Genomic DNA, 17,483 nt, shown 5'->3' with positions numbered 1-17,483 from the left:
CGGGCGCGCAAGGCGGCCCGGCCGGCGCCAATTGGCAGCGTCCTCAGCCTATTTCCGCAACGACTGTCCCAGACACCGGATCCGTCACGCCCAGATCGCCGCCGAGATCTTCAAGCATCTCGCGGAACGTGTCGAGAATGCCGATCATCATCGGGCGCGCCGCGACGAGACTGTCCATGTCGTTCCACTCGCCGACCATGCAGAATGTGCGCTCGCCGGTCTTGATAAGGGCACCCTTGCGAAAGCCCTTGGCGTTCAGCGAGACCTTCTCATGCGCATCGATGAAGGCCTTTTCCTTGCCTGGCTTGGTGCGAAAGCGGACTACGTTGTAGGCGGTCATGGCGTCCTCCTATCGGTTTGAGATCAGCCGGCCGGCTTGTAGGCGCCGGCGGCCTTGTTGGCGGCGGCGATCACCGATTTCATGTCGAGCTCTTCGAGGACGACGAGATCGCTTACCGAACCGCTTGCCCGCACCGCCAGCGTCATGCCCATCCCGGCAATCTGATCCGGCACCTCGCCATTGACGATGACGTCATAGATGCCGCGCGTGAACATCAGGCTGCTCATCTTGCCGCCCACGCTTTCAAAGAGCGCCTTGATTGCAGCTTCCCGGTTCGATCCTTGCATCAGTCCTTTAGCGGCATGGGGTTCGTAAGTCGCCAGTATGGTAACTTTCATGGGATCCTCCTCCAGATATCACGACCGTCGGCTGCTTTGAGCAGCGCGGATTCGCTCGCTTCTTTGACCTGGTCTGTGGACCGCCTGGACAACGTGGCCAACAACGGTTCAGCCGGAGCCTGGCTTCGGCTCGCAATAATATGCGCCTATTCTAATATAACGACAATCCGGGCATTGTCCCCGGGCCGACTTTTTTGGCCGACGGCGGCTCGAGGGGAGGCACTTGAAAGCAGCATTCAACGATGTGCCGGCCGGTCACCTGACAAGCCCAAGTTGTTCGCGGCAGGAATCCGACAATTGAAGCCGTTGCCAGCGCCCTGTTACCCCAGCCACCACCACAGCCCGCCGACCGCCAGCGCGATCAGGGCCGCCACGCCGGCAAGCATCAGATAGGATCCCGTGATCATCCCGTTGATGATCTTCTTGATGCTGGCGCGGTCGTTGAGGTTGGGGAAGGGCTCGTTGGGCAGCGCGACGCCGAGGAAATCGCAGAGCGGCGCCCAGCCGTCGCTGACCTTGAACACGAGCAGCTTCTCAGGCGGCACCGCCGCCTTCACCTCGTCGATATAGGAATTGTAGCGCGCCACCGCCTTGTCGCGGTCGTTCATCACGCCCTTCAGCGTGCGGCCCCAGACCAGCTTGCGCGACATGTCGCCGAACTTGCGGCCGAACGGCGTGAGCCATTCCAGCACCTTGAACTGCCAGACATTCTCGGTGAAGTAGATCGTGTCGATGGTGCTGTCGTACCAGGCTTCGGCGCCGCGCGGATGCAGCGTCAGAAGCACCTTGGCCTCCGGGTAGGCGGCCATCAGCTCGCGCCACACGCAGCACCCTGGATTGTCGACGGTCGCCCGGTAATTGGCAAAAACCCGGTTCCAGTCCTGCTGTGTGCCGGGCGGGCTGTTCGCCACCTTGCGCCAGAAATCGAGATGGCCCTTGTTGGCCTTGTTGATGATGACTTCCTGCATGTGGTAGCTCGGAAAGCCGAGCCGGTTCAGCGCGGCGAAAGTCGACCACGTGCCGGTGCGGCCGAACCCGGCCCCGATAAGTTCGAGAGTCATGGCCCATCCCATTTTTGGACCGGTATTCTTTTTCTGGCGGTCTTCTGGAATGAGGTTGCATCCGCCTGCGCGTTCGCGCAACGGGTTCCCTCCGCAATCGCTAAAATATTCTTGAACTGCCCGGGTGATCGGGTGGCGGTCCTCTCCAGGGCCGCCACCTGCGCCGATCAGGCGTGGCCGGCCAGCGCGTTGAGCTTCGCGCAGAACTCGGCATGCGGCTTGCTCATCGCCGCGTCCTGGCATTCCTTCATCATCGCCGTCTGGTTCTTCTTCGACATCTTGGCCCAGACCTTCTTCATCTGGGCATCCGACTTCATCGTCTTCATCGTCTTGTCGGTGAAGAAGGGAGCCATCATCTTCGGTTCGTCGAGGATACCGGCGAACGCCGTGCCGGCAATGACCGACGCGGCCAATAGGCTCAGAAATGCAGTCTTGATTTTCATGGCCTGTTTCTCCCATCATTGTAGCCCCGTGGCGGAGCCGCCTTCATCAGTACTACCAACGGTAGTAGAATTAGATGCTGCTGATATTCGGGGTCAGTCACGTTTCAGTGAACGCGATGGGCGGCAGCAGGTTCCGTCAGCAAACAGGTAGGCCGAAAAAATTGGCCTGCGCGCGCTTCGCGCCTTGGCTATTCAACTTGCCGGGAAAGCCTGATAATAGGTCAGCTAAGTTGACCTAAATAAAATACGCCCCGCGGGAGGTGCGCCTTGACCCTGTTGAACCTTCTTGCCTCGCGCTCCTCGCGCATGAAGGCTTCGGAAATCCGTGAGCTGCTGAAGCTGCTCGACCAGCCCGACATCATCTCTTTCGCCGGGGGCATTCCCGACCCGTCGCTGTTCCCGGCGCAGGCGATCGGCGATGCCTACCAGGCCGTGCTCGGCGGCGCCGAGGCGGGCGCTGCGCTGCAGTACCAGGTCAGCGAAGGTTTCCTGCCGCTGCGCAAATGGCTGGCCGGCCAGATGGGCAAGCTCGGTGTTGCGTGCGACGAGGGCAACATCTTCATCACCTCCGGCTCGCAGCAGGCGCTCGACTATCTCGGCAAACTGTTCCTGTCGCCCGGTGACACGGCGCTGGTGACATGGCCGACCTATCTCGGCGCGCTTCAGGCTTTCAACGCCTACGAGCCGCGCTATGACCGGCTGAACACCGCTGGCGGCAACATGACGCCGGAGGCCTATCGCGCCGCTGCCGCGGCCAATGGCGGCCGGGTAAAATTCGCCTATCTGGTGCCGGATTTCGCCAACCCGACCGGCAACACGCTGGACGCTGGGCAGCGCGAGGCGGTGCTCGATCTTGCCGGCGAGCTCGACATCGCGGTCATCGAGGACGCCGCCTATCGCGCGCTGCGTTATGACGGGGAAGGCGAGCCGCCGATCCTGGCGCTCGACTGCGCCCGCTCCGGCGGCATCGACAAGGCGCGCACGCTCTATTGCGGGTCCTTCTCAAAAATCCTGTCGCCCGGCATGCGTGTCGGCTGGGTCTGCGCGCCGCGCCATGTCGTGGAGAAACTTGTGCTGATGAAGCAGGCCTCCGACCTGCACAGCCCCTCGATCAACCAGATGGTCATGCACCGCGTCGCCGAGACCATCTTCGACGCCCAGGTGGAAAAGCTGATCGGCGCCTACCGCAAGCGGCGCGATGCGCTGCTCTCCGCGCTGAAAGCCAACATGCCGGATGGCATTTCCTGGAGCCGCCCGGACGGCGGCATGTTCGTCTGGCTGACGCTGCCGGAAGGCGTTGACGCCACCGAGCTTTTGGCGCGTTCGGTCAAGGAGGCGCGCGTCGCCTTCGTCCCGGGCAACGCGTTTTACGCCGACGGCACCGGTCGCAGCACGCTTCGCATGTCGTTCACGCTTGCCGATGATCGCGCGGTGGGTGAGGGCGTGCCGAGGCTGGCGAAGCTGCTGCGGCGGTAAGGCGCCGACGCCTAAGCTGCCGAAGGGGGTGATTGGACGTCGCGCCAATCTCCGATCCACCTCTTTCGCCGACTATCACCTCTCCCTCGCGCAGGCGTGATTGTTAGTGCGCAGGCGTGATTGTCTGCGCGGCCAGTTCCTCGGCTAGGGTCGCGGCCGATCCAACACCCCCTGGATCGACCCGACCGTGGGGTCCCACCTTCACGGTCCGAACGAAAGAGCCCCGACGGCCTTCACCGGCGGGGCTTTTTCGTTGTCTCGGCAGGCCACGGCGCCGGCTTGCCCTTTTTCGGGCCGTTTTTGCGCTACGTTATGTTGTTCAGGGAGGATAGGATGACTTTGCGTCTCGGCTTCGCCACGCTTGCATTCGTCGCCTTCGCCGCCCAGGCGCAGGCCTTCGAGATCTCCAGCCCGTCGGTCTCCGACGGCAAATGGGATGCGAAATATCTCGGCGACAAGGCCGGCTGCGGCGGACGCAGCGTCTCGATCGCGCTTGCCTGGAAGGACCCGCCGGCCGGCACCAAAAGCTACGCCCTGACCATGTTCGACACCGATGCCAATGGCGGCAAGGGTTTCTGGCACTGGCTGGCCTGGAACATCCCCGCGAGCGCCAAGGGCCTGAGTGAAGGCGCCGGCGCGCAGGGCGGCAAGCGCATGCCCAAGGGCTCGGTGCTGGGCAAGGGCGGCAGCGATCGCGCCGGCTATTTCGGCCCGTGCCCGCCGCCCGGCAGCGGCGAGCATCACTATGTCTTCACCCTCTATGCGCTCAGCGAGAAGACGCTGCGCATACCGGCCGATCCGCTGCCGGAGATGGTCTCGGTCGCCGCCAAGAGTTCGGCGCTCGGCCAAGCGACGGTGACGTATACTTACGGGAGGTAGCGGGGCGCCCTGCCTCCCCTTGTGGGGAGGCCGGACCGAAGGTCCGGGTTAGGGGTCGGCCGCCGCCTCCCAACCCGCTGTTGCGCAGCGACCCCTCCCCACAGGGGAGGGTAGGGAGCTTCACTCCGCCGCTTCGAGCTTGTCCTGCGTCTTCGTCTCGAAGTCGCTGGCGTCGTGGCGCTCGCGCAACTGGAAAGCCGGATCGCCGGACATGCGGTTGACCATGCGCCCGCGCCTCACCGCCGGCCGCGCGTCGATCGCGTCGGCCCAGCGCTGCACGTTCTTGTATTCCTGCACCGAGAGGAACTGGGCGGCGTCGTTGTAGCTGCGGCCCTTGGCGAGCCCGCCATACCAGGGCCACACCGCCATGTCCGCGATCGTATAATCCGGTCCGGCGAGATATTCGCTCTCCGCCAGCCTGCGGTCGAGCACGTCCATCTGCCGCTTGGTTTCCATGGCGAAGCGGTCGATGGCGTATTCGATCTTTTCGGGCGCATAGGCATAGAAATGGCCGAAGCCGCCGCCGAGATAGGGCGCCGAACCCATCTGCCAGAACAGCCATGAGAAGGTTTCGGCGCGCGCCGCGCGCTCGGTCGGCAGGAAGGCGCCGAATTTCTCGGCGAGGTAAGTCAGGATCGAGCCGGACTCGAACACCCGCACCGGCTGCGGCTCGCCGCGGTCCATCAGCGCCGGGATCTTCGAGTTCGGGTTGACCTTGACGAAGCCCGAGCCGAATTGGTCGCCGTCGCCGATCTTGATCAGCCAGGCATCGTATTCGGCGCCCTTGTGGCCGAGCGCCAGAAGCTCCTCCAGCATGATCGTCACTTTCTGGCCGTTGGGCGTGGCCAGCGAATAAAGCTGCAGCGGGTGCTTGCCGACCGGCAGTTCCTTGTCATGCGTCGGTCCGGCGATCGGCCGGTTGATCGAAGCGAACTCACCGCCATTCGGCTTGTTCCAGGTCCAGACTTTCGGTGGGGTATACTGGTTCATGTGCAAAGGCCTTGCGGGTTCGGGGAGGGCGGCGACGTCCGCTGATGGCGATAGACTTAGGTGCGGGTTTGCGCGCGTCAAAGAAAAAAGTTCAATTTTCGTTGAACTAACATTTGTGCCAGCACAGGACTTCCCTTCTCCCCTTGTGCAAGAAGGTGGATCGGCGCGTAGCGCCGAGACGGGAGAAGGGGACGCCCTTGCACCGCGCCCCTTCGGCCATACTTATAGAAAAAGACCCGCAATGCAGGATGGATCGATGACCATCGAGAAAATCTCGCGCTCCGTCGTTGCCGTGCGCGCCACGGTTCCGGACGACGCCTTCACCGCCAATGCGCTAGGCACGCGCCGCGAAGGCAGCGGCGTGGTGATCCGCGACAATGGCCTGGTGCTCACCATCGGCTATCTCATCACCGAGGCCGACGAAGTGTGGCTGACCGACCAGTATGGCCGCGTGGTCGCCGCGCATGCGCTGGCCTACGATCAGGAGACCGGCTTCGGCCTCGTGCAGGCGCTGTCGCCGCTCAATCTTCCCGCTGTCCAGTTCGGCAACGCCAGGAAGGCCAAGATCGGCGCCGCCGTGACGCTCGCCGACGGCATCGGCCAGCAGGTCGACGCCCATATCGTCACCAAGCAGGAATTCGCCGGCTACTGGGAATATCTGATCGACGAGGCGATCTTCATTGCGCCCGCGCATCCGTCCTGGGGCGGGGCTGGGCTGTTCGACAGCAACGGCAAGCTGCTCGGGGTCGGGTCGCTGCGCCTGCAGATGAGCCGCGCCGGCGAGGTCGCCGACATCAACATGGTCGTGCCAATCGATCTTTTGACGCCGATCCTCGACGATCTCATCAAACGCGGCCAGGCGGCGAAGGCGCCGCGTCCGTGGCTCGGCGCCTTCTCGGCCGAGTCGAACGGCATGGTGGTGGTGATGAGCGTTGCCGAAGGCGGTCCTGCGGCAAAGGCAGGTCTGCGTCAGGGCGACATCATCTCCGACGTGCGCGACGGCGAGGTCGATGGGCTTGCCGATTTCTACCGCAAGCTCTGGGAGAATCCGGCCGGCTCGGAAATTCCGCTGCGCGTCGTGCGCGACGGCCGCGAGACCTGGCTGCGCATAAAATCCGCCGACCGCAATTCCTTCCTCAAAAAGCCGCAGCTACAGTAGCGCCGCCGCCCGATGCACCCCAGGCTGCTGAGGACTTTTCTCGCGGTCGCGCGCACCCGCAACGTCACGCGCGCGGCGCAAGAGGTCAATCTCGCCCAGTCGAGCGTCAGCGATCAGCTCCAGGCGCTGGAAACCGAGCTTGGCGCCAGCCTCTTCACCCGCTCGCGGCAGGGGCTGGACCTGACGCCGGCCGGCGAGGCGCTGAAACCCTATGCCGAGGAATTGCTGGCTATTGCCGATGATGCCAGGGCCGCCGTCGATGCCACCAGGGCCGGCACCGCCGGCAACCTATCGATCGGCGCGCTTGAGACGATCGCCTCGGCAAGACTTGCCGGCTGGCTCGCCGCTTTCCGCGCCACTCACGCCGGCATCGACATCAAGCTCAGGATCGCCGGCAGCGGCGAGTTGCTGCGCAGGCTTGGGGAGGGCGAGATCGACGTCGCCTTCTGCTTCGAGCGGCCCCCTGAGCTTGATATCGATGCCGGCGCGCCGGACCAGCGCCTTGCCAGGCGCGTCGTGGCAGTCGAGCCGTTGGCGCTGATCGCGCCGCCCGGCGACAACCGGGCGGATATCGATCTGGCGACGCTGGCCGAAAAGCATTTCGTCGCCACCGGGACCGGCTGCGTCTTCCGCGCAATGGTCGACAAGGCGTTCGCCGAGGCAGGCCTCGGCAAGCCCAGCCTCGCCGCCGAAGCCGGCAGCATCGACGCCATTGCCGGGCTGGTGGCGGCCGGCGCCGGTTTTGGTCTGGTGCCGCGGCTGGCGGTCGCCTCGGCAATCGAACGCGGCGAGGTCGCCGAGCTTGCCTGGCCAGGGCCGGTCCGCTCGGCCAACGTCGTGACGATCTGGCGGCGCCGGCGCGTTCAGCCGCCGGCGCTGAAGGCGCTGCTTACCGCTGTGGATAAGGCGTTCGCGCCGGTCAGACCAGCCGATGGCCGCCCTCGACATGCAGCGTCTCTCCCGTCGTAAAGCCGTTGCCGATCAGGAAGCGGATTGCGTCGGCAATGTCCTCAGGGCCGTCCGACCCGTCCCGCCGGCAGGCGTTTCGCCATGGTGGCAAGCGTCTCGTCCTTTTTCTCACCGGCGACGAACTCCCAGATCGGCGTGTCGACCCAGCCCGGCGAGACGGCGTTGGCGCGGATCGGCGCCAGCTCGACGGCCAGCGCCCGCACCAGCCCTTCCAGCGCCGCGTTGACCGCGGCGACCACCGAGCCGCGTGCCGCCGGCCGGTAGGCGGCAATGCCGGAGACGAAGGTGAGCGAGCCGCTCGGCGGCAGTTTTGGCGCGGCATGCTTGGCTAAAAGCAGCGGCCCGTAGAACTTGCTCTCCACCACGCGCTGCGCGGCTGAAAGCTCGACCTCCGGCAACAGCCGGTAGACGCCTTCGATATCGGCAGCGGTGCTGACGATATGGTCAAGCCGGCCGATATGCTCAAAAAGTGCCGCGACCTCATCCTCGCGGCTGATGTCGACAACCGCCGTTTCGAGCGCATCCGGGCGGCCAAGCTCTTCCCGCGCCGCATTGAGTTTCGCTTCGCCGCGCCCGGCGATGATGACGTTCGCGCCTTCCTCGAGACAGCGCCTGGCGAGCGCCAGCCCCATGCCCGAGCTGCCGCCGACGATCAGGATTGTTTGCCTGTCCATGTCCATGTCCATGCCTTTCCTTTGCATGAACGGAGTTTGGCAGGCTGGCGCGCGAAGCGGAAACGGAAGAAACCGATGGCGCCATCGGAAATTCCGATCGCGAGGGCGGCGGGCTCGCCAAGTTCCGCGGCAGGCTGACATAACCGGTCGCGAGACCTGGCCGCGCATGAAATCCGCCGACCGCATTCCCTCCTGAGGAAACCGCATTAGCGGCAGACTTGACTTGAGCGCCGGCCGATCCAGATGCTCAGTACGGGCTCCGAGTTCATGCATTGCGCACCACTCCCTGATCGTCGACGCGTTCAGCTGACGAATGCCCGTCGAAAGGAGACATCCGTGAACAACAAGTCGCTCATCATGCTGGCCACGTCGCTGGTTTCCGGCCTCGTATTTTCGTTCGGCGCAATGCCAATGGCGGCCGCGCAAAGCGCAGCAACCAACATCGTGGTCGGCGCCGACACGACCTTCCCGCCATTCGAAACCGAGACGAATGGCCAGGTCACGGGCTTCGACATCGACATGATCAAGGCGATCGCCAAGGCCGAGAACATGACGGTCAGCCTGAAGACACTGCCGTTCAACGGGATCATCCCCAGTCTGCAGGCCGGCTCGATCGACGCCGCGGTTGCCGGAATAACGATCAAGACCAGCCGGATGCAGAATGTCGATTTCAGCGACGCCTATTACAAATCCGGCCTTTCGGTGCTGGTGATGAAAGACTCCGGCATCAAGGGTTTCGACGATCTCAAGGGCCATGTGGTTGCCACCAAGAAGGCAACCTCTTCGGTCGACTACCTGACCAGTCACGGTTTCGCGCCGGATTATGTGAAGCAGTTCCAGAGCATAGATGCCGCCTATCAGGCGCTTGAGACCGGTGGCGCGGACGCGGTCATCTTCGACAACCCGGTCAACATCAACTTCAAGGCCGGCCATGACAATGTCGAGACCGTGGGTCCGCTGCTGACCGGCGAATATTACGGCATCGCCTTCAGCAAGCAAAAACCGGAGCTGGTCGAGAAGATCAATGCCGGCCTCGCCAAGATCAGGCAGAGCGGCGAATATCAGAAACTTTTCGAGACATATTTTGGAGGCGATACCAGCGGCGTGGTCAATGGCGTGCAAAAGCCGGCGACCGTTGCGATTTCGGGCTGAAGTTCGTTCGGTTCATCCGAACGGCAGATCGTCAGCCCTCCCGAGCAATTCCGTGAACGGATTCGCAGAGCCGTGGCGCGAGGCCGGTGCCCGTGCGTTTCTTCTTGCGAGGCGGGCGGGAATAGCAATCCAAGGCACGGTTCATGGGCTCCATCTGGCAAAACCTACCCGTCATCCTCGATGGTCTGCGGCTGACCATCCAGTATTCGATCGTCGCCATCCTCCTGATGGTGGTCATCGGCCTGTTCGCGGCGCTGATGCGCCTGTCGGCAGTCGCGCCCCTGCGCTGGCTCGGCACCGCCTATGTCGAGATTTTCCGGTCCACACCGCTGTTGGTGCAACTCTTCTTCATCGTGCTTGGATTGCCGGCGATCCTGCCCGTCAACCATTGGTTCGGGCAACTGACATATCCCATCCTCGCCGCCGCCTTCACGCTCAGCCTGAACGAAGGAGCCTACGTCACCGAGATCATCCGCGCAGGCATTCTCGGCGTCGACCGGGGCCAGAAGGAGGCGGCGCAGTCGATCGCGATGAACGGCTTTCAGACGATGCGCTATATCGTTCTGCCCCAGGCGTTCAAGCGGATGATCCCGCCGCTGGTCAACCAGGCGGCGCAGACGATCAAGGATACCTCGCTGCTGGCGCCGGTCGGCATCGCCGAACTGGTCTACAAGGGCGAGATCGTGATTGCCGAGACCTTTGCGTCTTTCGCGATCTGGGGGCTCATCGCCGCCCTCTATTTCGTCCTCATCTTCTCCCTGTCGAAGTTCTCGTCCTATCTGGAGAGGAGGCTTCAAGTTGATAAACGTTAAGGACCTCCACAAGTCCTTCGGCCACAACGAGATCCTCAAGGGGATAACCACTCATGTGGAGGAAAAGGAGGTCGTCGTCGTCATCGGTCCTTCGGGGAGCGGCAAGAGCACGTTTCTGCGCTGCCTGAACGGCCTGGAGAAGGCAACCAGCGGCGAGATCGAAATCGCCGGGATGACGCTGACCGACCCGAGGACGAACATTCACCAGCTGCGCCAGCATGTCGGCATGGTGTTTCAACAGTTCAACCTGTTCAAGCACCTGACCATTCTGGAGAACGTCACGATCGGGCCGCGCAAGGTCAAGAAGATGCCGACCGAGGAGGCCAACAGGGTCGCGCGCGAGTTGCTGGCCAAGGTCGGTCTCGTCGGAAAGGAAGCGAGTTACCCCGATGAACTTTCCGGTGGCCAGCAGCAGCGCGTGGCGATAGCCCGCTCGCTGGCGATGGGACCGAACGTCATGCTCTTCGACGAGCCGACCTCCGCCCTCGACCCCGAGATGGTAGGCGAGGTGCTTCAGGTCATGAAGACGCTCGCTGTCGAGGGCATGACGATGGTGGTCGTCACCCACGAGATGGGTTTTGCCCGCGAGGTCGGGCATCGGGTGATCTTCATGGATGACGGCATGATCGTCGAGGAAGGAGCGCCGAAGGCGCTTTTCTCGGATCCGCAAAAGGACCGCACACAGAGTTTCCTGGCGAAAATCCTGTAGCCTTCGACCCGCAGCCGGATTTCCTTTGATCGGCCTTGAACGCCTGTTCCTACTGACGGAAACTGGCACTGGGGCGTGGCTACATCGGCTGCGGAATCGGCGAGAATGGCCCCCGATCAGCAATGCGGCAGAGGTGATGATGGCCCCGATCAAGGTCGATCCGGACAAGGTTCGCGAATTTCCCGATGCCGACAGTTTCTATGCCTGGCTGGCCGACAACCACGCCGGCGAAAGCGAGGTCTGGATCAAGGTTCACAAGGTGGGCTCCGGCTTGGCCTCGATCACGCCGAAGGAGGCCATCGACGTCGTGCTTTGCTTCGGCTGGATCGACGCGGTGCGCAAGTCGCTCGACGACAAGAGCTTCCTGCAGCGCTACACGCCGCGCGGCAAGAAGAGCATATGGAGCAAGATCAACGTCGACAATGTCGCGCGCCTGATCGAGGAGGGTCGCATGACCAGGCATGGCCTGCGCGAGGTCGAGGCGGCCAAGGCCAACGGCCGCTGGAAGCGTGCCTATGGCGGCTCGAAGGAGATGACCATCCCGCCCGATCTGCAGGCCGCGATCGACGCCGAGCCGAAGGCGAAAGCGATGCTGGAAAAGTTTTCGGCGCAGAACCGCTTCGCGCTCGCCTTCCGCACCCACAACATGAAGACCGAGGTGGGGCGCAAGAAGAAGATCGAGAGCCTCGTCGAAATGCTGAAGCGCGGCGAGACGATCCATCCTCAGAAACCGTGAAGAGCGATGAAGCCCCCAACGGGCAGTCTTGCTGCGTTCCAACAATTGCAATAGCCGCGCTTGGCGGGAACTCGACCTCGCAACAGGAGGCGCACAATGACCAACAAAACAATTCAATCCGGCAAGGTGGCGCTCGTCACCGGCGGCAACCGCGGCATCGGCCTGGAAACGGCCCGCCAGCTCGCCGAACGCGGCTTCACCGTGCTCATCGGCGTGCGCGATCTCGCCAAGGGCGAGGCGGCGGCGAAGAAGCTCGGCGGCAATGTCGAGGCCATTGAACTCGATGTCGCCGCGCCCGAAGCGGCCGCGCGCGCCGCGGCCGAGGTCGGACGCCGGTTCGGTCGGCTCGACATTCTGGTCAACAACGCCGCCATCCACTACGACCCCTCGGCGCGGGCGCTCAAGCCAGACTGGACGGTGATCCGCGAGGCTTTCGAGACCAATGTCTTCGGCGCCTGGCGCGTAGCGGTCGCCTTCGCGCCACTGCTCGGCGCCTCAGGCCATGGCCGGCTGGTCAACGTCTCGTCGCAAGGCGGCTCGCTCGCCTCGATGGGCGCCGGCGCGCCGGCCTATTCGACCAGCAAGGCGACGCTCAACGCGCTGACTTGCATCCTCGCGGCCGAATTGCGCGGCTTAGGCGTGCTGGTCAACGCCATCTGCCCCGGTTGGGTCGCGACCGACATGGGCGGCCCCGGCGGCCGTCCCGTGGCGCAAGGCGCGGCCGGCATCGTCTGGGCCGCGACCTTGCCTGACGACGGCCCGACCGGCGGCTTTTTTCGCGATGGCAAGAAGCTGCCGTGGTGATGCGACTTCGAGAATTTTCTGGCTAAGTCACTGAAAAATATGACTTTTCCACTCAGTCATTGCGAAATCGCAGCAAGAGTGGAAAAACAAGTCGAGTCAATGCTTTAGCTGGCAATCGGTCGGAATCGGATTCGTAAGCCAGTCATCACCTGACGGTCCATCCTCCATGCTACGAAAATAGCATTCTCGACCGGCGAAATGTGATGCTAGGTTCGCCTTGCATGCAACCCAGGCACCTGGCGGCCCGGTTCCGCAAGAGGAGGAATAGCAGCGGGATCAGGCCAGATCCAAAATCCGAACGGAACTGTTGAACCATTGCAAGGCGGCCGCGTTTCCCGTGGTTGGCAACAAGGGAGGAACCACCAGTGAAAGCATCCTATCTCGTCTCCGCCGCGCTGCTTGCGGCAACTGCAATACCGGCGGCGGCCGGCGAAATCTCCGACGGCAAGGTCAAGATCGGCATCCTAAACGACCAGTCGGGCGTCTACGCCGATTTCGGCGGCAAATGGTCGGTCGAGGCGGCCAAGATGGCGGTCGAGGATTTCGGCGGCAAGGTGCAGGGCGCGCCGATCGAGATCGTCAGTGCCGACCATCAGAACAAAGCGGACATCGCTTCCAACATCGCCCGCCAATGGTACGACACCGAACAGGTCGACGCGATCATGGAGCTCACCACCTCGTCGGTGGCGCTCGCCGTACAAGGCATCTCGAAGGAAAAGAAGAAGATCGACATCGTCACCGGCGCCGCCTCCACCGATCTCACCGGCAAGCAGTGCTCGCCCTATGGCTTCCACTGGGCCTATGACACGCACTCCCAGGCGGTCGGGACTGGCGGCGAACTCGTCAAGCAGGGCGGCGACAGCTGGTATTTCATCACCGTCGACTATGCCTTCGGCTATTCGCTGAAGGACCAGACCGCCAAGCTGGTCGAGGCGAGCGGCGGCAAGGTGCTGGGCGAGGTGCGCTACCCGTTGGGCTCCACAGACTATTCCTCCTTCCTACTCCAGGCGCAGTCCTCCGGCGCCAAGATCGTCGGGCTTGCCAATGCCGGCCTCGACACCTCGAACTCGATCAAGCAGGCGGCGGAATTCGGCATCGTTGCCGGCGGCCAGCGGTTGGCGGCGCTCCTGTTCACGCTGTCCGAAGTGCACGGCCTCGGCCTGCAGGCGGCGCAGGGGGTGGTGCTGACCGAAGGCTATTACTGGGATCGCGATGACAAGAGCCGCGATTTCGCCGAGCGCTACTTCAAGCGCACCAACCGCATGCCCAACATGATCCAGGCCGGCACCTATTCGGCGGTGACGCAGTATTTGAAGGCCATCGACAAGGCCGGCACCGACGAGACCGAAGCGGTGGCCAAAGAGCTGCATGAAATGCCGGTCAACGACGTCTTCACCGCCAACGGCAAGGTGCAGGCCGACGGTTCGATGGTGCACGATATGTATCTCTACCAGGTCAAGAAGCCGGAGGAGTCGAAGAGGGACTGGGACTACTACACCTATCTGGCGACCATTCCGGGCGACAAGGCCTTCATGAAGGCCGAGGACAGCGGCTGTCCGCTCGTCACCAAGTGACGCTCGACGCCGCTACCGCTGTCCGCCCGGGCAGCACAGATGAGACGCCGCGGGTGGTGCTTTCCGCCCGCGGCCTCAGGCGCGACTTCGCCGGCTTCGTCGCGGTGAAGGATGTCGACCTCGACGTCCATCACGCGAAAATCCATGCGCTGATCGGCCCGAACGGCGCCGGCAAGACCACCATCTTCAACCTGTTGACCAAATTCCTGCAGCCGACCAGCGGCAGGATCGATCTGCTCGGCACCGACATCACCCGCACGCCGCCGGCAAAAGTGGCGCGCATGGGGCTGGTCCGCTCGTTCCAGATATCGGCGATCTTTCCGCATCTCTCCGTGCTGGACAATGTGCGCGTCGCGTTGCAGCGGCCTGCCGGGCTGGGCTACCAGTTCTGGCGCCCGGTCTCGTCGCTGGACGCGTTGACGCCAAGGGCGCGCGAGCTGCTCGCCATCGTCGGTCTCGACGAAACAGCGCATCGGCTGGCCGGCGATCTCTCTTATGGCCGCAAGCGCGTGCTGGAGATCGCCACCACGCTGGCGCTGGACCCGAAAGTGCTTTTGCTCGACGAGCCGATGGCTGGCATGGGGCATGAGGATGTCGGCATGATCTCCGGCATCATCCGCTCGTTGGCAAAGGACCGCGCCGTGCTGATGGTCGAGCACAATCTCACCGTCGTCGCCGATCTCTGCGACTGGATCACCGTCATGCAGCGCGGCCAGGTGCTCGCCGCCGGCGATTACGCCACCGTCAGCCAGGACGAGCGCGTGCGTGTCGCCTATATGGGGACGGAGCATGAGTGAGCCACTGCTTGCCGTGCGCGATCTCCACGCCTGGTATGGCGAGGGCCATGCGCTGCACGGCGTCGACCTCGACGTCTTCCGCGGCGAGACCGTCACGCTGCTCGGTCGCAATGGCGTCGGCAAGACGACGACGCTGCGCGCCATCATGGGCCTGATCCGCAAGCGCAACGGCTCCGTCACCTTCAATGGCAAGGACCTGATGCGCCTGCCGCTGCACCGCGTCGCGCATCAAGGCATCGGCTTCGTGCCGGAAGAGCGCGGCATCTTCGCCACCCTCACCGTCGATGAGAACCTCATCCTGCCGCCGGTCGTGGCCAAGGGCGGCATGAGCGTCGAGGAGATCTTCGAGCTCTTCCCCAACCTCAGGGAGCGCCGCAACAGCCAGGGCACGAAACTGTCGGGCGGCGAGCAGCAGATGCTGGCCATCGCCCGCATTCTTCGGACCGGTGTCGAGATGCTCTTGCTCGATGAGCCGACCGAGGGCCTCGCGCCCGTCATCGTCCAGCGCATCGGCGAGCTGCTGGCGGCGCTGAAGAAGCGCGGCATGACCATCCTTTTTGTCGAGCAGAATTTCCGCTTCGCCGCCCGCATCGCCGACCGCTTCTATCTGATGGACCACGGCAAGGTGGTTGAAGGTTTTCCCGTCGGCGAGCTTGCCGAGCACACCGGCAAGCTGCACGAGGTGCTGGGGGTATGATCGCGCCATGTTGACGGTCTTCGGCATCCCCATCCAGGCCTTGCTCGGGCAACTGCTGGTCGGGCTGATCAACGGCTCGTTCTATGCCATGCTCAGCCTCGGCCTCGCCGTCATTTTCGGCCTGTTGCGCATCATCAACTTCGCCCATGGCGCGCTCTATATGCTCGGCGCCTTCGTCGGCTATCTGCTGCTGGTGCATTTGGGCATCGGCTACTGGCCGGCGCTGGTCCTCGTGCCACTCATTGTCGGGCTGTTCGGCATGGTGGTCGAGCGCCTCGCCTTGTCGCGGCTTTACCGTCTCGACCCGCTCTATGGCCTGCTCTTCACCTTCGGCCTGGCGTTAGTGATCGAAGGCGTGTTCCGCTACTACTACGGTGTCTCCGGCAATCCCTATGCCGTGCCGGCGCTGCTTGCCGGCGGCACCAATCTCGGCTTCATGTTCCTGCCCAACTATCGCGGCTGGGTGGTGGTGGCCTCGCTCATCGTCTGCATCGGCACCTGGCTTTTGATCGAGAAGACCAGGCTCGGCTCCTACCTGCGCGCAGCGACCGAGAACCCCGAACTGGTGCAGGCCTTCGGCGTCAACGTGCCGCTGCTGTTGACGCTGACCTACGGCCTCGGCGCGGCACTTGCGGGGCTCGCCGGTATCCTTGCGGCGCCCGTCTACCAGGTCAGCCCACTGATGGGCTCGGACCTCATCATCGTCGTCTTCGCCGTCGTCGTGATCGGCGGCATGGGCTCGATACTGGGGGCCATCGTCACCGGCTACATGCTCGGCCTCGCCGAGGGCCTGACCAAGGTTTTTTATCCAGAAGCCTCGAACCTCGTCGTCTTCGTCATCATGGCGGTCGTGCTTTTGCTGCGGCCGGCCGGCCTGTTCGGAAGGGACGCCTGAGATGAGCGAGGCAACCCTTCACCAGGAACGCGCTGCGGCCTCCGTCAGGCTGGAGCGGGCTCTGGTGGCGCTGGGCATCGTGGCGCTGATCGCCGCGCCCTTCGTGGTCTACCCGATCTTCGTCATGAAGATGCTGTGCTTCGCGTTGTTCGCCTGCGCCTTCAACCTCTTGCTCGGCTACACCGGCCTGCTTTCCTTCGGCCACGCCGCCTTCTTCGGCGGCGCGGCCTATTTTTGCGCCTACGCGGTGAAAGCCTGGGGATGGCCGCCCGAGGCCGGCATCCTGCTCGGCACGGCGGGTGCCGCCGCGATGGGCCTCGTCATGGGTTTCCTCGCCATTCGCCGGCAAGGCATCTATTTCTCGATGATCACGCTGGCGCTGGCACAGATGTTCTATTTCTTCTGCGTCCAGGCGTCCTTCACCGAGGGCGAGGACGGCATCCAGGGCGTTGCGCGTGGAAAGCTCTTCGGAATGGTCGACTTGAACGTCACCATGAACATGTATTTCTTCGTGCTCGCCGTCTTCCTCATCGGCGTCTTCGCCATCTGGCGCATCGTCAACTCGCCCTTCGGCATGATCCTGCGCTCCATCCGCGAGAACGAGAACCGCGCCATTTCGCTGGGATATTCCGTCAGCCGCTACAAGCTCGCCGCTTTCGTCATGTCGGCGGGGCTCGCCGGCTTTGCCGGCGCGACCAAGGCGATCGTCTTCCAGTTCGCCACGCTCACCGATGTTACCTGGCAGATGTCGGGCGAGGTGATCCTGATGACGCTGCTCGGCGGTATCGGCACCATGGTCGGCCCGGCGGTCGGCGCGGGCCTTGTCGTCGGGTTGGAGAACACGCTGGCGACATCCGGCTTCCCGGTGACCATCGCCACCGGCCTGATCTTCATGATCTGCGTTCTGATCTTCCGCCGCGGGATTGTCGGGGAGATCTACGCGCGGTGGCTGGGACGCAAGGGCTGAGCTGGGCGGCT

At 63.6% G+C, this 17,483-nt stretch carries 19 protein-coding genes and 1 pseudogene; 14 read left to right on the top strand and 6 right to left on the bottom strand.

Going from position 1 to position 17,483, the window contains the following annotated elements; genetic code table 11:
• Positions 1-43: 43 nt before the first annotated feature.
• From RFM68_RS17965 to RFM68_RS17950, 4 genes are all read right to left on the bottom strand, one after another.
• Positions 44-340, bottom strand: a complete 297-nt coding sequence (locus RFM68_RS17965) for an NIPSNAP family protein (RefSeq protein ID WP_320234325.1) — start codon at positions 338-340, stop codon at positions 44-46.
• A gap of 23 nt (positions 341-363) precedes the next feature.
• A complete protein-coding gene (locus tag RFM68_RS17960; protein ID WP_320234324.1) occupies positions 364-678 on the bottom strand; it encodes a GYD domain-containing protein in 315 nt (104 codons plus the stop codon).
• Positions 679-998: 320 nt separating this feature from the next.
• Positions 999-1,739, bottom strand: a complete 741-nt coding sequence (locus tag RFM68_RS17955; RefSeq protein ID WP_320234323.1) for a sulfotransferase family protein — start codon at positions 1,737-1,739, stop codon at positions 999-1,001.
• Between the two features lie 167 nt (positions 1,740-1,906).
• Positions 1,907-2,182: a hypothetical protein gene (locus tag RFM68_RS17950; RefSeq protein ID WP_320234322.1), complete on the bottom strand. Its 276-nt coding sequence runs from the start codon at positions 2,180-2,182 to the stop codon at positions 1,907-1,909.
• Positions 2,183-2,488: 306 nt separating this feature from the next.
• Here RFM68_RS17950 and RFM68_RS17945 point away from each other — a divergent pair, with 306 nt between their 5' ends.
• Positions 2,489-3,658, top strand: a complete 1,170-nt coding sequence (locus RFM68_RS17945) for an aminotransferase-like domain-containing protein (RefSeq protein ID WP_320234387.1) — start codon at positions 2,489-2,491, stop codon at positions 3,656-3,658.
• Positions 3,659-3,991: 333 nt separating this feature from the next.
• Positions 3,992-4,537: a YbhB/YbcL family Raf kinase inhibitor-like protein gene (locus RFM68_RS17940; protein ID WP_320234321.1), complete on the top strand. Its 546-nt coding sequence runs from the start codon at positions 3,992-3,994 to the stop codon at positions 4,535-4,537.
• Positions 4,538-4,657: 120 nt separating this feature from the next.
• Here RFM68_RS17940 and yghU read toward each other — a convergent pair whose 3' ends face one another.
• The gene (gene yghU, locus RFM68_RS17935) at positions 4,658-5,527 is read right to left on the bottom strand and encodes a glutathione-dependent disulfide-bond oxidoreductase (protein ID WP_320234320.1); all 870 of its coding nucleotides are present in this window, start codon (positions 5,525-5,527) and stop codon (positions 4,658-4,660) included.
• A 256-nt stretch (positions 5,528-5,783) separates the two neighbouring features.
• Here yghU and RFM68_RS17930 point away from each other — a divergent pair, with 256 nt between their 5' ends.
• Both RFM68_RS17930 and RFM68_RS17925 read left to right on the top strand, forming a co-directional pair.
• The gene (locus RFM68_RS17930; protein WP_320234319.1) at positions 5,784-6,686 is read left to right on the top strand and encodes a S1C family serine protease; all 903 of its coding nucleotides are present in this window, start codon (positions 5,784-5,786) and stop codon (positions 6,684-6,686) included.
• 12 nt (positions 6,687-6,698) lie between these two features.
• Positions 6,699-7,655 (top strand): LysR family transcriptional regulator, encoded by a 957-nt coding sequence (locus tag RFM68_RS17925; protein ID WP_320234318.1) that lies wholly within the window; start codon positions 6,699-6,701, stop codon positions 7,653-7,655.
• On the opposite strand, the pseudogene RFM68_RS17920 reads toward RFM68_RS17925, so the two are convergent.
• A pseudogene (locus RFM68_RS17920) lies at positions 7,606-8,341 on the bottom strand (SDR family oxidoreductase). The gene RFM68_RS17925 and the pseudogene RFM68_RS17920 overlap by 50 nt on opposite strands.
• Positions 8,342-8,665: 324 nt before the next feature.
• On the opposite strand from RFM68_RS17920, the gene RFM68_RS17915 reads away from it, so the two are divergent.
• The 10 genes from RFM68_RS17915 (at position 8,666) to RFM68_RS17870 (ending at position 17,472) form a co-directional block, all read left to right on the top strand.
• Positions 8,666-9,481, top strand: coding sequence for a transporter substrate-binding domain-containing protein (locus RFM68_RS17915; protein ID WP_320234317.1), 816 nt, complete (start codon positions 8,666-8,668; stop codon positions 9,479-9,481).
• A gap of 143 nt (positions 9,482-9,624) precedes the next feature.
• Complete coding sequence (locus RFM68_RS17910) at positions 9,625-10,293, top strand: amino acid ABC transporter permease (protein ID WP_320234316.1); 669 nt, start codon at positions 9,625-9,627, stop codon at positions 10,291-10,293.
• A complete protein-coding gene (locus RFM68_RS17905; RefSeq protein ID WP_320234315.1) occupies positions 10,280-11,002 on the top strand; it encodes an amino acid ABC transporter ATP-binding protein in 723 nt (240 codons plus the stop codon). Before RFM68_RS17910 ends, RFM68_RS17905 begins: the two co-directional genes overlap by 14 nt.
• A 139-nt stretch (positions 11,003-11,141) precedes the next feature.
• On the top strand, positions 11,142-11,738 hold the full coding sequence (locus RFM68_RS17900) for a YdeI/OmpD-associated family protein (protein ID WP_320234386.1): 597 nt from the start codon (positions 11,142-11,144) through the stop codon (positions 11,736-11,738).
• Between the two features lie 96 nt (positions 11,739-11,834).
• On the top strand, positions 11,835-12,542 hold the full coding sequence (locus RFM68_RS17895; protein ID WP_320234314.1) for an SDR family oxidoreductase: 708 nt from the start codon (positions 11,835-11,837) through the stop codon (positions 12,540-12,542).
• A 365-nt stretch (positions 12,543-12,907) separates the two neighbouring features.
• The gene (locus RFM68_RS17890) at positions 12,908-14,116 is read left to right on the top strand and encodes an ABC transporter substrate-binding protein (RefSeq protein ID WP_320234313.1); all 1,209 of its coding nucleotides are present in this window, start codon (positions 12,908-12,910) and stop codon (positions 14,114-14,116) included.
• Entirely contained in the window at positions 14,113-14,913 is an 801-nt protein-coding gene (locus tag RFM68_RS17885; RefSeq protein ID WP_320234312.1) for an ABC transporter ATP-binding protein, read from the top strand. The genes RFM68_RS17890 and RFM68_RS17885 overlap by 4 nt, the downstream gene beginning before the upstream one ends.
• Positions 14,906-15,610, top strand: a complete 705-nt coding sequence (locus RFM68_RS17880; RefSeq protein ID WP_320234311.1) for an ABC transporter ATP-binding protein — start codon at positions 14,906-14,908, stop codon at positions 15,608-15,610. Before RFM68_RS17885 ends, RFM68_RS17880 begins: the two co-directional genes overlap by 8 nt.
• Before the next feature lie 7 nt (positions 15,611-15,617).
• Positions 15,618-16,505 (top strand): branched-chain amino acid ABC transporter permease, encoded by an 888-nt coding sequence (locus RFM68_RS17875; RefSeq protein ID WP_320234310.1) that lies wholly within the window; start codon positions 15,618-15,620, stop codon positions 16,503-16,505.
• A 1-nt stretch (position 16,506) separates the two neighbouring features.
• Positions 16,507-17,472: a branched-chain amino acid ABC transporter permease gene (locus RFM68_RS17870; protein WP_320234309.1), complete on the top strand. Its 966-nt coding sequence runs from the start codon at positions 16,507-16,509 to the stop codon at positions 17,470-17,472.
• Positions 17,473-17,483 lie beyond the last annotated feature (11 nt).

Origin of the sequence: Mesorhizobium montanum (assembly GCF_033977145.1) — a bacterium.
Taxonomy (GTDB): domain Bacteria; phylum Pseudomonadota; class Alphaproteobacteria; order Rhizobiales; family Rhizobiaceae; genus Mesorhizobium; species Mesorhizobium montanum.
Note: the sequence above shows the minus strand (reverse complement) of the source record. Positions and strands in the feature narration are given on the sequence as shown.

Bases quoted from the DNA above. Each gene is read 5' to 3' on its own strand.
- RFM68_RS17965 (WP_320234325.1), bottom strand. From the start codon at position 340: ATGACCGCCTACAACGTAGTCCGCTTTCGCACCAAGCCAGGCAAGGAA.
- RFM68_RS17960 (WP_320234324.1), bottom strand. From the start codon at position 678: ATGAAAGTTACCATACTGGCGACTTACGAACCCCATGCCGCTAAAGGA.
- RFM68_RS17955 (WP_320234323.1), bottom strand. From the start codon at position 1,739: ATGACTCTCGAACTTATCGGGGCCGGGTTCGGCCGCACCGGCACGTGG.
- RFM68_RS17950 (WP_320234322.1), bottom strand. From the start codon at position 2,182: ATGAAAATCAAGACTGCATTTCTGAGCCTATTGGCCGCGTCGGTCATT.
- RFM68_RS17945 (WP_320234387.1), top strand. From the start codon at position 2,489: ATGAAGGCTTCGGAAATCCGTGAGCTGCTGAAGCTGCTCGACCAGCCC.
- RFM68_RS17940 (WP_320234321.1), top strand. From the start codon at position 3,992: ATGACTTTGCGTCTCGGCTTCGCCACGCTTGCATTCGTCGCCTTCGCC.
- yghU (WP_320234320.1), bottom strand. From the start codon at position 5,527: ATGAACCAGTATACCCCACCGAAAGTCTGGACCTGGAACAAGCCGAAT.
- RFM68_RS17930 (WP_320234319.1), top strand. From the start codon at position 5,784: ATGACCATCGAGAAAATCTCGCGCTCCGTCGTTGCCGTGCGCGCCACG.
- RFM68_RS17925 (WP_320234318.1), top strand. From the start codon at position 6,699: ATGCACCCCAGGCTGCTGAGGACTTTTCTCGCGGTCGCGCGCACCCGC.
- RFM68_RS17910 (WP_320234316.1), top strand. From the start codon at position 9,625: ATGGGCTCCATCTGGCAAAACCTACCCGTCATCCTCGATGGTCTGCGG.
- RFM68_RS17900 (WP_320234386.1), top strand. From the start codon at position 11,142: ATGGCCCCGATCAAGGTCGATCCGGACAAGGTTCGCGAATTTCCCGAT.
- RFM68_RS17895 (WP_320234314.1), top strand. From the start codon at position 11,835: ATGACCAACAAAACAATTCAATCCGGCAAGGTGGCGCTCGTCACCGGC.
- RFM68_RS17880 (WP_320234311.1), top strand. From the start codon at position 14,906: ATGAGTGAGCCACTGCTTGCCGTGCGCGATCTCCACGCCTGGTATGGC.
- RFM68_RS17875 (WP_320234310.1), top strand. From the start codon at position 15,618: ATGTTGACGGTCTTCGGCATCCCCATCCAGGCCTTGCTCGGGCAACTG.
- RFM68_RS17870 (WP_320234309.1), top strand. From the start codon at position 16,507: ATGAGCGAGGCAACCCTTCACCAGGAACGCGCTGCGGCCTCCGTCAGG.